A 14,313-nucleotide genomic window follows, 5' to 3' on the forward strand; every position below is an offset into this window, starting at 1 on the left:
CCAGCCGCTCCTCGCGCCGGCCCGACCGATTCAACTCGCTCAGTTGCTCGGACCGTTGTACGGGTAGTAGTTGTTGCGGTTGTTGTTGTAGTTGCGCTGGTCCGCGTTGCGTCCAACCTCGTTGCCGATCAGGCCGCCAATCGCCGCGCCGCCAACAGTCGCCGCAGTGTTGTGCCCGATGGCTTGGCCCACCAAGGCACCGCCCACTGCACCCGCGCCCACGCCCAACTGCTGGTTGGGCCCGGTTCCCGCGCAACCCACCAATGCCATTGCCGAAGATGCTGCAGCGGCCGCGATCCAGAGACGTGCTTTCATGATGTCCACCTTTCGTTTTGAAGTGATGGACTCATTGTGCGAACCCCCTCCAGCGGGGCTGTAGGAGACGGTCCCGGTTATTTGCGCGACGCCGCGCGGGGCTTGTGCACGCGCAGGACCCGGCGTTTGGCCGGGCATTGATGACGGCTACAGTTGCCGGCTGCGAGCCAGCGGCGGGTTCTGCGTGAAGTAGCGCTGGATGCCGCGCATCAGCGCATCGGCGAGGTTTTCCTGGTAGCTCACCCGACGCAGATTGGCTTCTTCCTCGGGGTTGCTGATGAATGCGGTCTCGACCAGCACGCTTGGAATGTCGGGCGCCTTCAGCACGGCGAAGCTGGCCTGTTCGACCTCGCCCTTGTGCAGCCGTCCCACGTTTCGAATCTCGCCGAGCATCGCGCCACCGAGCTTCAGGCTGTCGTTGATCTGGGCCGTGGTGCTCATGTCGAGCAATGCGCGTTGCACCTGCGCCTCATGGCCGCCGACGTTGATGCCGCCAACCTTGTCTGCCTCGTTTTCCTTGTTGGCCAGCCAGCGCGCCGCACTGCTCGACGCGCCGCCCTGGCTCAGCGCGAACACGCTGGCGCCGCGCGCTGCGGGCGTGGTGAAGGCGTCTGCGTGGATGCTCACGAACAGGTCGGCCTGCACGCGGCGGGCCTTCTGCACGCGCACGCCCAAGGGCACGAAGAAATCCGCGTCGCGCGTCAGGAATGCGCGCATCGGGTTGCCGTTCACGCTGCCCGCGTTGATGCGGTCGCGCAGCCTGAAGGCGACTTGCAGCACGATGTCTTTTTCGCGGGTGCCGGCCGGCCCGGTGGCGCCAGGGTCTTCGCCGCCGTGGCCGGGATCGAGCGCGACGATGATGAGCCGATCAGTGCGGCTGGAAGTGGCGACACTGGGACCCGCTGTCGCAGCCACGGGCGGCGGTTTGACCGGGGTGACACCGACGACAGGCGGCAAAGTCGGCGGCGCCGAGAGCGTTGGCGAACCGCCGGGACTTGCGCCCTGGGTGGCCGGTGCGGGCCGCATCGATTGCTGCGCCATCAGTTCGCCGAGCGCGTCGCCTGTGGAAGGCGCGGCGCGCGTGGCGTTTTGCGGCTCGCCGGTGCGCGGCAATTCGCGTGGGGCGATGCCGGCCACCGTGGTGTCTGCGTTGCCCTTGGCGGTGGAAGACGGCGCGTCGCGCAGGCGCTCGGCGATGAGGGCTTCCATCGGATCGACCGCCTGCTGCGGATAGAGGTCGAGCACGAGTCGATGCTGGTACGCGGCGACCGGCGCGAGCGAGAACACCTGCGGAACCACGGACTGCTTCAGGTCGAACACGATGCGCACCACGTTGGGCGAGTTCTGCCCCACGCGCAGGCCGTTGATGTACGGGTCACCCGGCTTGATCTTGCCGACCAGTTCGCGCAGCGCCGGGTTCAGCTCGATGCCTTCGATGTCGATGGCCAGGCGCGGCGGATTGCCGACCACCAGCTGCTGCGTTTGCAGGCGCCCGTCGGATTCGATGGTCACGCGGGTGTAGTCGGCGGCCGGCCAGACGCGCACGGCCATGATGGTTGCGCCATGCGCGATTTCCTGCACGCCGAGCAGCAGCACCAGGCTGCCTGCCTTCAACAGGTGGCGGCGATTGGGGTGCTCAAGAGTCATTGAAAGGACTTCGCGCTCATTCAACGAACCCGGCCAGCAATTGCCGGCCGCGGGCGGTGTTCGCGCGAAGGCGCACGGTACGGGATTGGTCGGTCATTGCTTCGATTTTAATAGCAAGGTCTGCAAGCGGAATGCGGCCTGCGGCGTTTTCGGGCCATTCGGCGAGCTTGAGGCCGGGGCCCGCGAAAATGTCACGGAAGCCGGCGTCTTCCCACTCCTGGGGATCGCTGAAACGGTAGAAGTCGAAATGAAAGATCGCGAGGCCATCGGGTGCCTCGTGCGGCTCGACCACCGCGTAGGTCGGGCTCTTGATGCGGCCGGCAATGCCGAGCGCGCGCAACAGGTGTCGCACGAAGGTGGTCTTGCCGGCGCCGAGGTCGCCACGCAACTCGACGAACGCATCACGCAACGCCGGCTTGTGCGCCAGCGTCTGCGCAAAGGCCGCGGTGTCCTCTTCGGTGTGCCAGACGCGCACGGCGTCTTGCGTTTCTACAATCGGCAGGTGATCGGCAGCCATCCACTCGTGATTCGTATTCAGGCGCTGGCCCGGGAACTGGGATTCTCCCAAATCGGCGTGGCGGGCATCGACTTGTCCAGTGCCGAGCCCGGACTGATGGCATGGCTGGCCGAAGGCTTCCATGGCGACATGCACTACATGGCGGCCCATGGCGCGCGCCGCGCCCGGCCGGCCGAGCTGGTGCCGGGGACGGTCACCGTGATCACCGCGCGCATGAACTACCTGCCGCGCGATACGCCCGCCGATTGGCAGGCCATCGAGTTCGACCGTCTCTCGCGACCGGGCGAGGCGATCGTGTCGCTCTATGCGCGAGGACGCGACTATCACAAGGTGCTGCGCTCGCGACTGCAGAAGCTGGCCGACCAGATCGCCGCTGAAATGGGGCCGTTCGGGCATCGCGTGTTCACCGATTCGGCGCCCGTGCTGGAGGCCGAACTGGCATCGCGCAGCGGCCAGGGCTGGAGGGGCAAGCACACGCTGGTGCTGGACCGCGAGGCGGGCTCGATGTTCTTCCTCGGCGAGATCTACGTCGACGTGGCATTGCCCGCGAGCGAACCGGTGACGCCGCATTGCGGAAGCTGCACCGCCTGCATCGACATCTGCCCGACAAGGGCGATCCTGAGCGCCCACAGGCTCGATGCACGGCGCTGCATTTCCTACCTCACCATCGAGCATGCCGGGGCGATCCCGGTCGAGCTGCGGCCCTTGATCGGCAACCGCATTTACGGTTGCGATGACTGCCAGTTGATCTGCCCCTGGAACAAGTTCGCGCGCCGCAGCGCGTTGCCGGACTTCGATCAGCGGGAAGGGTTGACGGGGCGGCATCTGGCGGAGTTGATCGCGTGGACCGAGGACGAGTTCCTTCGATGGACGGAGGGCAGCCCGATTCGTCGCATCGGGCACGAGCGGTGGCTGCGCAACCTGGCCGTCGGGGTCGGCAACGCCCTACGCATAACGCCTTCGGACCCGGGATTGGTTGACGCGCTGAGGGCCCGGCTTGCGCATCCCTCCGCGCTGGTTCGCGAGCATGTCGAATGGGCGCTGGAACAGGCCCAGGCCAGCAACTATCTCAACACCCCCAGCGCGAACGGCAGGCTCAACACCCCCAGCGTCGTCGACAGCGTCACCAGCCCCGCGACGAACGGCCCGTTGTAGCCCATGCGAGCCGCCAGCACATAAGCGCTGGAGGCCGTGGGCACGGCGGAGAAGGCCAGCAGCACGGTGGCCTGCGTCGGCTCCAGGTGCAGCAGGCGCGACAGGCCGAACGCGACCAGCGGCAGGACCAGGTGCCGGATCGCGAGCACGCAGCTTGCGAGCACCTTGGCACGCGCCAGCGTGGCGAACTGCATACCCGCACCGGCGGCCATCAGGCCCAGCGCCAGCGAGGCGCCGCCGATGCGCGAGAGCGTGGGCTCCAGCCACGGCGGCACCCTGAAGCCGAGCACGTTGGCCAGCAGGCCGGTCGCCGTCGCGATGATCAGCGGGTTGCGTATCAATTGCCGCAGGAAGCCCGTTTGCGCATGGCGGGCCATCGGCCAGACGGCGGCCACGTTCAGCAGCGGCACGCACACGCCGATCAACACCGCGATCAGCAACAGCCCCTGCGGGCCCGCAAGCCGGTCGGCCAGCGCGAGGCAGATGAAGGAGTTGAAGCGGAACGAGACCTGCGCGCTGGCAGCGTGATCGGCGCGATCGATATACCGGCCCAGCCACGGGAGATGGGGCAGGGCATACGACAGCCCGACGCCGCACAGGCTCATGGCGACGCCCGCTCCCAGCATGCTCGACGTCGCCGCGAAGTCGAAGGGGCTGCGCACGATCGAATGGAACAGCAGCACCGGGAACAGGAAGTAGTAGACGAGGCTTTCGACCTGGTCCCACACGCGGCGGTCGAGCGCGGTGAAGCGGCACAGGAGCCAGCCGCAGGCGATCAGCGAGAAGTCGGGGAAGAGCAGTTGCGCATAGTTCACGGGGGTGCTTGTCTCGCATGAAGGCCGCGCATGATGGAGCGCGCCTCAGAGCATAAACGGGCAATCACGCGGGTATTTCAGGGCGCGGCTCCGCGGGCATGCCGCTAGCATGAGGCTCATGTTTGCAAATTTGTACTGGAGAGTTCAGTGAACTTGAATCGTCGTCAATGGAGTGTGGGCGCCGTTGCCATGGTTGCGTTTGCCGGCCAGGCCTGGGCAGAGGGCTATCCCAACAAGCCGATCGAATTGAGCGTGCCCTTCGCACCGGGCGGCACCACCGACATCGTGGCCCGCGTCATCTCCGAGCCATTGGCCAAGGTGCTGGGGCAGCCCGTGATCGTGATCAATCGCCCGGGCGGCGGCGGCATCGTGGGTGCGGCTGAAACCGCGCGGGCCGCGCCGGACGGCTACAAGCTCGGCGTGGCCACCGTGTCGAGCACGGCGGCCAACCCGGCCATCAATCCGAAGACGCCCTATGACCCGATCGCCGATTTCACGCCGATCACCAACATCGCCGCCACGCCGAACATCATCGCGGTGAACCCGAACTTCCCGGCGAAGAACTACGCCGAGTTCGTGGCCGAGTTGAAGAAGAACCCGGGCAAGTATTCGTATGCGTCGTCGGGCACCGGCGGCATCGGGCACCTGCTGATGGAGTTGTACAAGAGCCTGACCGGCACCTTCGTGACCCACATTCCCTACCGCGGTGCGGGCCCGGCGCTCAACGACGTGGTGGCGGGCCAGGTGGCCATCATGTTCGACAACATCCCCTCGGCCATGCCCTTCATCAAGGCGGGCCGTCTCGTGCCCATCGTGGTGTCCGCGCCGCAGCGGTTGAAGGAATTGCCCAATGTGCCGACCTTCAAGGAAGTCGGGCTGGAGCCGGTCAATCGCATGGCCTACTACGGCATCCTCGGACCCAAGGGCCTGCCCAAGGAAGTCGTCGACAAGATCGCCGACGGCGTGAAGAAGTCGGTGGAAGACCCGGCCGTCAAGAAGCGCATCGAGGACACCGGCTCGCTCATCGTGGCCAACACGCCCGAGCAGTTCGCGGCGCAGATCAAGGCGGAATTTGCGGTCTACAAGGATGTGGTGAAAAAGCAGAACCTCTCTTTGGACTGATCACGGCACCGTCCCACCAGAAGCCGCCGCGGGCGGCTTTTTCAATTTGGGTATGGTTGCGCCCATGACCGTCGCCGCGACCTCTTCCCAAAGCTCCGCCATCACGGATTTCGTCGATGCGCTGTGGCTGGAGCACGGCCTGGCGAACAACACGCTGGAGGCGTACCGGCGCGACCTTGAATTGTTCGAGCGCTGGCTGGCGGAGCGCAGCGTCGCGCTGGATGCCACGCAGGAGCATCACCTGCAGGCCTACATGGGCGCCAAGCTCGCCGACAAGGGCAAGGCCACCTCGGCCAACCGGCGGCTCACCGTGTTCAAGCGCTACTTCCGCTGGGCCTTGCGCGAGCGTCGCATCACCGCCGATCCGACCCTGCGCCTGAGCCCCGCGCGGCAGTCGCTGCGCGTACCCAAGACGCTGACCGAGCAGCATGTGGAAGATCTGCTCACGGCGCCCGAGGTTGACACGCCGCTTGGCCTGCGCGATCGCGCGATGCTGGAACTCATGTACGCCAGCGGGCTGCGCGTGAGCGAACTGGTCACGCTCAAGGTGCTGAACATGAGCCTCAACGACGGCGTGCTGCGCGTCGTCGGCAAGGGCAGCAAGGAGCGGCTGGTGCCCTTCGGCGGCGAAGCGCGGCGATGGATCGAGCGCTATCTCAAGGAGGCGCGCCCCGAGATCCTCGATGGGCAGCAAACCGATGACCTCTTCGTGACCGCACGCGGCTCGGGCATGACGCGCGTGATGTTCTGGATCATCGTGAAGAAGCACGCGCTGCGTGCCGGCATCCATGTACCGCTTTCCCCGCACACCTTGCGCCACGCGTTCGCCACGCACCTCCTCAACCATGGCGCCGACCTGCGCGCGGTGCAACTGTTGCTGGGCCATGCAGACATCTCGACGACGACGATCTACACCCATGTCGCGCGCGAGCGCTTGAAGCAACTGCACGCGCAGCATCATCCGCGCGGCTGAATGGTGCCCACCGCCGAAGCGCCCGCGGCGCCTTCAGTGGAAATCTGGAATGGAAAAGGGGATTTTCAAGATGAACCTGGCGTTCACCCGACGCGACCTTGCGATCACTGCACTGGCTGCATCCGCGCTCTGGAGCGCGCGTGCGCGCGCCCAGGCCCTTCCCAAGGTCCTCCGCATCGTCGTGCCCTATCCGCCGGGCGGCGTCAGCGACAACGTGGCGCGAGCCTTGGGCGAGAAGCTCGCGGCGCAACTCGGCACGACGGTGATCATCGAGAACCGGGCCGGCGCCAGCGGCAGCATCGGCATGGACGCGGTGGCCAAGTCCGCGCCGGACGGCGCCACGCTGTGCTTTTCTGCCACGAGCCCGCTGGTGCTGAATCCTCATCTCGCGAAGTCGCCCTTCGACCCGTTGAAGGACATCGTGCCGGTGGCGAGCGTGATGTATTCGCCGGTGCTGCTGCTGGCCACGCCCGCCGAAGCGGCGAGGGACTTCAAGGCGCTGCTGGCCGAAGCGAAGGCCAAGCCGGGCGCCATCCGCTGGGCCACCTCCGGGCTGGGTTCGCTCGGCCACATCGTGCTCGCGCAGTTGCGTGCGAGCGCGGGCATCGACGTGACGCATGTGCCGTACAAGGGCGGCGGCCAACAACTGACCGACGCATTGAGTGGGCAATTCGAGATCCTGTCGACCAATGCCGGTCCGACGTTGACCGCGCACATCCAGAGCGGCAAGCTGCGGGCGCTCGCCGCGGGCGCACCCGCTCGGCTCGACAGCCTGCCTGCGGTGCCGACGCTGGGCGAACTCGGCTTCGAGACGGCGAACCTGTCGTCGCTTTTCGGCGTGTTCGCGCCGGCCCGCATACCGGGCGCGCTGGTCGATCGCTACAACGCCGAGATCAACAAGGCGCTGGAGAGCCCCGAACTGCGCGCCAAGCTGCTGGCGGCGGACAACGTGCCGACGACCCGCGGCGCGGGTGACTTCGCAAAGGCCATCGCCGCGGAGTACGAAAGCAACGGGCGCATCATCAAGGCCGCGAACATCAAGGCGGAATAGACGGGTCTGCCATCATGGGCGTCCCATCCATCCCACCGGAGCAAGCCATGGCCGACAAGGCGCTGTATCTCGACGATCTGAAAGTCGGCGATCGATTCACGAGCGAGGGGCACGAGATCGACGCGGAGCAGATCAAGGCTTTTGCCAACCTGTTCGACCCGCAGCCTTTCCATACCGACGAAGAGGCCGCGAAGAGCACCTTCTTCGGAGGACTGGCGGCCAGCGGATGGCACACCGCTGCAATCACCATGCGCTTGCTCGTCACCAGCGGCCTGCCGTTGGCCGACGGCATCATCGGCTCGGGCGGCCAGCTCAGCTGGCCCCATCCGACGCGGCCGGGCGACGTGCTGCGCGTCGAAGCCGAGGTGATGGAGATCGTGCCATCGCGCTCCAAGCCCGATCGCGGCATGGTCCAGATGCGGTGCGAGACGCGCAACCAGCGCGGCGAGGTGCTGCAGCACTTCCTGCCGAAGCTGGTCGTGATGCGTCGACGATAGGGGTAGCGGGAACGGGAACGGGAATGGGAACGGACAGCCGAACGCAGAGGGCGCAAAGGCTTCGCAAAGATCGCAAAAGAAAACCAGAGAAGCCTTTGCTTTTTCCTTGTCTTCTTTCGCGTCCTTGCGGAACCTTTGCGTCCTCTGCGTACGGCTGTCCGCTCCCGTCTTCCTGGGTCAATTGCGCTGGTTCAGTCAGCCTGTGACAGCGCGCCCAGCTCCTCGTCCGTGAAGCCGGCACGCGAGCGCGCATCGAGGTTGAACGGCGGTCGCAGCCGCGGTGCTTCGTGGCGGCGATAAAGCATGCGGTAGTGGGCGATCGGGTCCAGCCCGTCGCGCTCGCAGAGCCAGCGATACCAGCGATTGCCGACGGCCACGTGGCCGATCTCGTCGCGCAGGATGATGTCGAGGATGGCGCTCGCGGCCACGGCATCGGGCGTGCCGATTCGCGCCAGCTTGGCCTGGATCAGCGGCGTGGCGTCGAGCCCACGTGCTTCCAGCGTGCGGGGCACCAGCGCCATGCGCGCTGTCACATCGTCTCTCGTTTTCTCGCACATGGTCCACAGGCCGTCATGCGCGGGAAAGTCGCCGTACTGCCAGCCCATCCCGCGCAGGTGCGCGTGAAGCAAGGCGAAGTGCTGCGCCTCTTCGTCGGCGACGCGCCACCAGTCGCGGTAGTAGGCCTCGGGCATGCCGCCGAAGCGCCAGACGGCATCGAGCGCGAGGTTGATGGCGTTGAATTCGATGTGGCAGATCGCGTGGATCAGCGCGGCGCGGCCCTCGTCCGTGAAGGGCGAGCGCTGCGGCACCGAGGTGGCGGCGACTCGGACGGGCCGCGCCGGCCGCCCCGGCACGCCGGACTCGTCCACCACGCCGCGCAGTTCGTCCGAGCCGATGGCATCCACGGCCGCGAGCGCCGCCGCCGCGCGTGCCGCGGTCACTTTTTCTGCGGGATCTTCGATGCGCAGCGCGGCAAGGGCGCTCAGGCGATGGTGCATCCCTACAATTCTAGTTTTGCTCCCTGGAGACCCTGACGATGGCGATCTATGAACTCGACGGCGTGGCGCCGCAACTTGGCGATGGCGCATGGGTCGCTGACAGCGCACAGGTGATCGGCAACGTGAAGCTGGCCGACAACACCAGCGTCTGGTTCGGCGCGGTGTTGCGCGGGGATACCGACACCCTGACCATCGGCCGCAACTCGAACGTGCAGGACCTGTCGGTGCTGCATGCCGATCATGGTTGCCCGCTCACCATCGGCGAGAACGTCACCGTGGGGCATCAGGTGATGCTGCATGGCTGCACCATCGGCGACAACTCGCTGATCGGCATTCAATCCGTCATCTTGAATAACGCGAAGATCGGCCGCAACTCGATCGTTGGCGCCGGCAGCGTGGTCACCGAGGGCAAGGAATTTCCCGACAACTCGCTCATCATCGGCGCGCCCGCCAAGGCGGTTCGCACGCTCGACGATGCGGCCGCCGCCAAGCTGCGGCAAAGCGCCGAGCACTATGTACAAAACGGCCATCGCTTCGCGAAGGGCCTGAGGAAGATCGCCTGATTGCCCAGGCGACTGAAGGATGATTTTGAGCGAGCTGCACAAGTTCTTGTTTGACGGAATGCCCGTGCGCGGAATGATCGTGCGCCTGACCCAACCCTGGACCGAAATCCTGGCGCGGCGCGCATCGAACTCCGCCACCGGTGCCTATCCGCCGCCCGTGGTGGAGCTGCTCGGCGAGATGACGGCTGCGGCAACGTTGATACAGGCCAACATCAAGTTCAATGGCGCGCTGATCCTGCAAGTCTTCGGCGACGGGCCGGTGAAGATCGCCGTGGCCGAAGTCCAGGCCGACCTGAGCCTGCGTGCCACGGCCAAGGTGATGGGCGCCATTCCTGACAATGCACACCTGTCGGAGATGGTCAACGTGCACAGCAAGGGCCGCTGCGCGATCACCCTCGATCCGAAGGACAAGGTGCCCGGCCAGCAGCCCTACCAGGGCGTGGTGCCGCTGGTGGGCGACCACAACGACAAGTTCGGCAAGCTCAGCGACGTGCTGCAGCACTACATGCTCAAGAGCGAGCAACTCGACACGACGCTGGTGCTGGCGGCCGACGACAAGGTGGCCGCAGGGTTGCTGATCCAGCGCCTGCCGGTCAAGGGCGAGGCCAACCTGCTGCGCAGCGGCATCGCGGAAGCCCACCAGGACCAGATCGGCCTCAACGAGGACTACAACCGCATCTCGATCCTGGCCTCCAGCCTGACGCGCGACGAACTGCTGACGCTCGACGTCGACACCATCCTGCATCGCCTGTTCTGGGAGGAGAAGGTGCTGCGCTTCGAGCCGCAAGCCGGCTTGCTCGGGCCGCACTTCGCATGCACCTGCAGCCGCGATCGGGTGGCCGGCATGATCCGCGGGCTCGGCATCGTGGAGGCGGAAGAGATCCTTGCCGAGCGCGGCGACATCGAGGTGGGCTGCGACTTCTGCGGCAAGCAGTACCGCTTCGATGCCGTCGATGCGGCGCAGATCTTCAAGTCCCCTGGGGACCAGCCGCCCGGGACGGCGATCGTCCAGTAGCGACGGCGCCGTTCAAGTCCACACAGACCGCGCATCCTGGCGGGCGATTGGTTTGGGTATGCGGTTGCCCGGGCCGGGCGGCAGGGCTGACCGCTATTGCCGCCCCGCGACGAGGCCGCTGAACAGCCGGTGCTCGCAGGAAGGATCGGAACACTTGTCGCAAGGCCACTGCCACGCCGAGCCGGCGCCACGCCGCACCGGGGCCCCCGTGGGGCGCTCGCGTGAAGCGATCGAATGGATCGCGTTCCAGGCACTGGCCAGTCGCTCGGCGCCCGTGCCGTGGACGACGGCGTAGCCGATACCGGCGCCAGCCAATGCGCCGCGCAGCCGCCCATCGAAGGGCTCGCGCACCTGCGGGCCTTCGCGCTGCAGGCCGTCATCGACCCAGGGCAAGTCGAGCGCGGTCAACAGCGTGATCGTGTACCGGCACTGCGCGGCCGTTGCGCCGGGGTAGAGCGAGGTGTCACCGAACAGGGTGTCGCTGTAGACGGCAATCGACAATGCGGTGGTGTCCGCCACGACAACGCCGCTGCGTGCGGCTTCGACGATGCGGCGCGTCTGCTCGTCCGCGATGGCCTGCAGTTCATCACGCCGCGGTGCGCGGCCTTCGCGCATGCACCATTCGCGCAAGGGCTCCGGAACCCACGTGCTCGCGATGCCGCGCTGCTGCAGCCGCGTGGCCAGCGCCTGCGCAAGTTCGGTCTTGCCGGTGCTCCCGGCGCCCAGCAGCGCGATCACGCTGCCGGCCGGGAGAGTCGGGGTCATGTGGGTTTTCCGGGCGCCGCAGGCGCTTCGGGGGTGGGCCGCATCAGCGTGTGATCTGGACGAAGACTTCGTTCGGCTTCACCATGCCGAGTTCCTGCCGCGCGCGTTCCTCGACCATCTCGAGGCCTTCGCGCAGGTCGCGCACCTCGGCCGTGAGTCGGTCGTTGATGACGGCAGCCTTGGCATTGGCTGCCTTCTGCGTCGCCAGCTTGTCCTCGAGCTGCGCCACGCTGCGCAGGCTGCCGCGGCCGTTCCACAGCTGCCATTGCAAGAACAGCAGCAGCAACACGAGCACGATGGGAGCGACGACGCGGGAGCGCATGATGTAACGTCAGCGCAGGCTGTAGAACGCCGAACGGCCCGGGTAGGTGGCAACGTCGCCCAGGTCTTCCTCGATGCGTAGCAACTGGTTGTACTTGGCAATGCGGTCCGAACGCGAGAGCGAGCCGGTCTTGATCTGGCCAGCGTTGGTCCCCACCGCAATATCGGCGATGGTGCTGTCCTCGGTTTCACCCGAGCGGTGCGAGATCACGGCCGTGTAGCCCGCGCGCTTGGCCATCTCGATGGCGGCGAAGGTCTCGGTCAGCGTGCCGATCTGGTTGATCTTGATGAGGATCGAGTTGGCAATGCCCTTGTCGATGCCTTCGCGCAGGATCTTGGTGTTGGTGACGAACAGGTCGTCGCCCACCAGTTGCACGCGCTTGCCAAGGCGTTCGGTCAGGTGCTTCCAGCCGTCCCAGTCGCCTTCGTGCATGCCGTCCTCGATGCTGATGATCGGGTACTTGTCGACCCAGGTCGCGAGCATGTCGGTCCAGCCTTCGGCCGTCAGCGTGAGGTTCTCGCCCGACAGCACGTACTTGCCGTCCTTGTAGAACTCGCTGGCGGCGCAGTCCAGGCCCAGCGCGATCTGTTCGCCGGCCACATAGCCGGCCTTGTCGATGGCTTCGAGGATCAGCTGGATCGCGGCTTCATGGCTTTCGACACTGGGCGCGAAGCCGCCTTCGTCACCGACCGCGGTGCTGATGCCGCGGGAATTCAGGATGGCCTTGAGCGCATGGAAGGTCTCCGCGCCGTAGCGCACGGCCTCGCGGAAGCTCTTGGCGCCCACGGGGATGATCATGAACTCCTGCAGGTCCAGGCTGTTGTTGGCATGGGCGCCGCCGTTGATGACGTTCATCATCGGCACGGGCAATTCCATGCCGCCCATGCCACCGAAGTAGCGGTACAACGGCAGGCCGGATTCCTCGGCCGCGGCGCGGGCCACGGCCATCGACACGGCCAGCGTCGCGTTGGCGCCCAGGCGCGCCTTGTTGTCGGTGCCGTCCAGGTCGTTCAGCGTGCGGTCGAGGAAGGCTTGCTCGCTGGCGTCGAGGCCGAGCACGGCTTCGGAGATCTCGGTGTTGATGTTCTCCACGGCCTTCAGCACGCCCTTGCCGAGGTAGCGGCTCTTGTCGCCGTCGCGCAGCTCGATGGCCTCGCGCGAGCCGGTCGATGCGCCCGAAGGCACGGCCGCGCGGCCCATGGTGCCGCTTTCCAGCAGCACGTCGCATTCGACGGTGGGATTGCCTCGGCTGTCGAGAATCTCGCGGCCGACGATGTCAACGATTGCACTCATTGCTTACCCTTTGTTTGAGAACTTGATTCTTACAGACCTTCGACGGCAATCATGTTCATGATCGCCGCGCCGGCACGCGCCTCGCGTGCCTTGCGGTATTCAGGCGTGTCGTAGAAGGCCTTGGCCTTCTCGAGGCTCGGGAACTTCAGCACGATCACGCGCGTGGGCTTCCAGTCGCCTTCCAGTGGCTCGACCTGGCCGCCGCGCACGCAGACTTCGGCGCCATGGGCCTGCATGGCGACGGTCGACCACTTCTTGTATTCCTCGTACTGCGTCGGGTTGGTCACCTCGACGTATGCGATCACGTATCCGCAGCTCATGGCGCCCCCACGCTTGGCATGGTCGTGTCCTCGCTGCGCCCCGCGGGGGCATTCGCAACGTGGAGCGATCCTGCGTTGCTCATGCCTGGAACCTGTCTTCGAGATAGCCGTTTTTCTTGGTGACCGCGTCGAGCGCGACCAGCGTCTCAAGGAGCGCTTTCATGTGCTTGAGCGGCACTGCGTTCGGCCCGTCGCTCATCGCCTTGGCGGGGTCGGGATGCGTTTCCATGAAGACACCGGCCACGCCGACGGCGAGGGCCGCGCGCGCCAGCACCGGAACCATCTCGCGCTGGCCGCCGGAACTCGTGCCCTGGCCGCCCGGAAGCTGCACCGAATGCGTCGCATCGAACACCACCGGCGCGCCGGTCTCGCGCATGATCGACAGCGAGCGCATGTCCGACACGAGGTTGTTGTAGCCGAAGCTGGCGCCGCGTTCGCAGGCCAGGAAGTTGTCTTGCTCCAGCCCTTTTTCCCTGGCGGCCGCGCGCGCCTTGTCGATCACGTTCTTCATGTCGTGCGGCGCGAGGAACTGGCCCTTCTTGATGTTGACCGGCTTGCCCGACTGCGCCACGGCGCGGATGAAGTCGGTCTGGCGGCAGAGGAAGGCGGGCGTTTGAAGCACGTCCACCACCTTCGCGGCCTCGATGATGTCGTCCTCGGTGTGGACGTCCGTCAGTACCGGCACGCCGAGTTCGCGCTTGACCTTGGCCAGGATCTCCAGCCCCTTCTCGCGGCCCGGGCCGCGGAAGGTGGTGCCCGACGAGCGGTTGGCCTTGTCGAAGCTGCTCTTGAAGATGAACGGGATGCCGAGGCTGGCGGTGATTTCCTTCAGCGTGCCGGCGGTGTCCATCTGCAACTGATCGGATTCGATGACGCAAGGTCCGGCGATGAGGAAAAAGGGCTTGTCGAGCCCGATGTCGAATCCGCAGAGCTTCATAGGACCTC

General features: G+C 66.2%; 17 protein-coding genes. 7 read left to right on the plus strand and 10 right to left on the minus strand.

The genetic code is table 11. The features are described from left to right. Positions 1–39: 39 nt before the first annotated feature. The 3 genes from HCU76_RS10060 to tsaE all read right to left on the minus strand — a co-directional run bounded on the left by HCU76_RS10060 (position 40) and on the right by tsaE (position 2,479). The gene (locus HCU76_RS10060) at positions 40–315 is read right to left on the minus strand and encodes a glycine zipper domain-containing protein (RefSeq protein WP_213953451.1); all 276 of its coding nucleotides are present in this window, start codon (positions 313–315) and stop codon (positions 40–42) included. 147 nt (positions 316–462) lie between these two features. Beyond that, positions 463–1,962 carry an N-acetylmuramoyl-L-alanine amidase gene (locus HCU76_RS10065; protein WP_213953452.1) on the minus strand — a complete coding sequence of 500 codons (1,500 nt, stop codon included), beginning with the start codon at positions 1,960–1,962 and terminating at the stop codon, positions 463–465. A gap of 16 nt (positions 1,963–1,978) precedes the next feature. Next, positions 1,979–2,479, minus strand: coding sequence for a tRNA (adenosine(37)-N6)-threonylcarbamoyltransferase complex ATPase subunit type 1 TsaE (gene tsaE / locus HCU76_RS10070; protein WP_213953453.1), 501 nt, complete (start codon positions 2,477–2,479; stop codon positions 1,979–1,981). Here tsaE and queG point away from each other — a divergent pair. After that, a complete protein-coding gene (gene queG / locus HCU76_RS10075; RefSeq protein ID WP_213953454.1) occupies positions 2,465–3,634 on the plus strand; it encodes a tRNA epoxyqueuosine(34) reductase QueG in 1,170 nt (389 codons plus the stop codon). The genes tsaE and queG overlap by 15 nt on opposite strands. Here the strand turns inward: queG and HCU76_RS10080 are convergent. Continuing rightward, positions 3,544–4,449, minus strand: a complete 906-nt coding sequence (locus HCU76_RS10080) for an AEC family transporter (RefSeq protein ID WP_213953455.1) — start codon at positions 4,447–4,449, stop codon at positions 3,544–3,546. The two genes, queG and HCU76_RS10080, sit on opposite strands and share 91 nt — an antisense overlap. Positions 4,450–4,638: 189 nt before the next feature. Here HCU76_RS10080 and HCU76_RS10085 point away from each other — a divergent pair, with 189 nt between their 5' ends. From HCU76_RS10085 to HCU76_RS10100, 4 genes are all read left to right on the plus strand, one after another. Next, positions 4,639–5,571 carry a tripartite tricarboxylate transporter substrate binding protein BugE gene (locus HCU76_RS10085; protein ID WP_213953872.1) on the plus strand — a complete coding sequence of 311 codons (933 nt, stop codon included), beginning with the start codon at positions 4,639–4,641 and terminating at the stop codon, positions 5,569–5,571. Positions 5,572–5,635: 64 nt separating this feature from the next. Next, positions 5,636–6,544, plus strand: a complete 909-nt coding sequence (xerD, locus tag HCU76_RS10090; RefSeq protein ID WP_213953456.1) for a site-specific tyrosine recombinase XerD — start codon at positions 5,636–5,638, stop codon at positions 6,542–6,544. Positions 6,545–6,593: 49 nt separating this feature from the next. Beyond that, positions 6,594–7,595, plus strand: a complete 1,002-nt coding sequence (locus HCU76_RS10095; RefSeq protein WP_371319787.1) for a Bug family tripartite tricarboxylate transporter substrate binding protein — start codon at positions 6,594–6,596, stop codon at positions 7,593–7,595. Positions 7,596–7,642: 47 nt separating this feature from the next. Beyond that, the gene (locus HCU76_RS10100) at positions 7,643–8,092 is read left to right on the plus strand and encodes a MaoC family dehydratase (protein ID WP_213953457.1); all 450 of its coding nucleotides are present in this window, start codon (positions 7,643–7,645) and stop codon (positions 8,090–8,092) included. Between the two features lie 191 nt (positions 8,093–8,283). Here the strand turns inward: HCU76_RS10100 and HCU76_RS10105 are convergent, their stop codons facing one another. After that, positions 8,284–9,090 carry a ferritin-like domain-containing protein gene (locus HCU76_RS10105; RefSeq protein WP_213953458.1) on the minus strand — a complete coding sequence of 269 codons (807 nt, stop codon included), beginning with the start codon at positions 9,088–9,090 and terminating at the stop codon, positions 8,284–8,286. A 38-nt stretch (positions 9,091–9,128) separates the two neighbouring features. On the opposite strand from HCU76_RS10105, the gene HCU76_RS10110 reads away from it, so the two are divergent. Together HCU76_RS10110 and HCU76_RS10115 are read left to right on the plus strand one after the other, a co-directional pair. Then, positions 9,129–9,653, plus strand: coding sequence for a gamma carbonic anhydrase family protein (locus tag HCU76_RS10110; RefSeq protein WP_213953459.1), 525 nt, complete (start codon positions 9,129–9,131; stop codon positions 9,651–9,653). A gap of 25 nt (positions 9,654–9,678) precedes the next feature. Then, a complete protein-coding gene (locus HCU76_RS10115) occupies positions 9,679–10,668 on the plus strand; it encodes an Hsp33 family molecular chaperone HslO (RefSeq protein ID WP_218509385.1) in 990 nt (329 codons plus the stop codon). Positions 10,669–10,761: 93 nt separating this feature from the next. Here the strand turns inward: HCU76_RS10115 and HCU76_RS10120 are convergent, their stop codons facing one another. The 5 genes from HCU76_RS10120 to kdsA form a co-directional block, all read right to left on the minus strand. Then, positions 10,762–11,433: an AAA family ATPase gene (locus tag HCU76_RS10120; protein ID WP_218509146.1), complete on the minus strand. Its 672-nt coding sequence runs from the start codon at positions 11,431–11,433 to the stop codon at positions 10,762–10,764. A 43-nt stretch (positions 11,434–11,476) separates the two neighbouring features. Beyond that, complete coding sequence (locus HCU76_RS10125; RefSeq protein WP_213953461.1) at positions 11,477–11,755, minus strand: septum formation initiator family protein; 279 nt, start codon at positions 11,753–11,755, stop codon at positions 11,477–11,479. A 9-nt stretch (positions 11,756–11,764) separates the two neighbouring features. Continuing rightward, on the minus strand, positions 11,765–13,048 hold the full coding sequence (eno, locus tag HCU76_RS10130; RefSeq protein ID WP_213953462.1) for a phosphopyruvate hydratase: 1,284 nt from the start codon (positions 13,046–13,048) through the stop codon (positions 11,765–11,767). Between the two features lie 29 nt (positions 13,049–13,077). After that, positions 13,078–13,368, minus strand: coding sequence for a DUF1330 domain-containing protein (locus HCU76_RS10135; RefSeq protein ID WP_213953463.1), 291 nt, complete (start codon positions 13,366–13,368; stop codon positions 13,078–13,080). Between the two features lie 79 nt (positions 13,369–13,447). Next, positions 13,448–14,305: a 3-deoxy-8-phosphooctulonate synthase gene (gene kdsA / locus HCU76_RS10140; protein WP_218509147.1), complete on the minus strand. Its 858-nt coding sequence runs from the start codon at positions 14,303–14,305 to the stop codon at positions 13,448–13,450. Positions 14,306–14,313: the final 8 nt, after the last annotated feature.

Origin of the sequence: Variovorax sp. dw_308, assembly GCF_019207085.1 — a bacterium.
Classification (GTDB): domain Bacteria; phylum Pseudomonadota; class Gammaproteobacteria; order Burkholderiales; family Burkholderiaceae_C; genus Variovorax.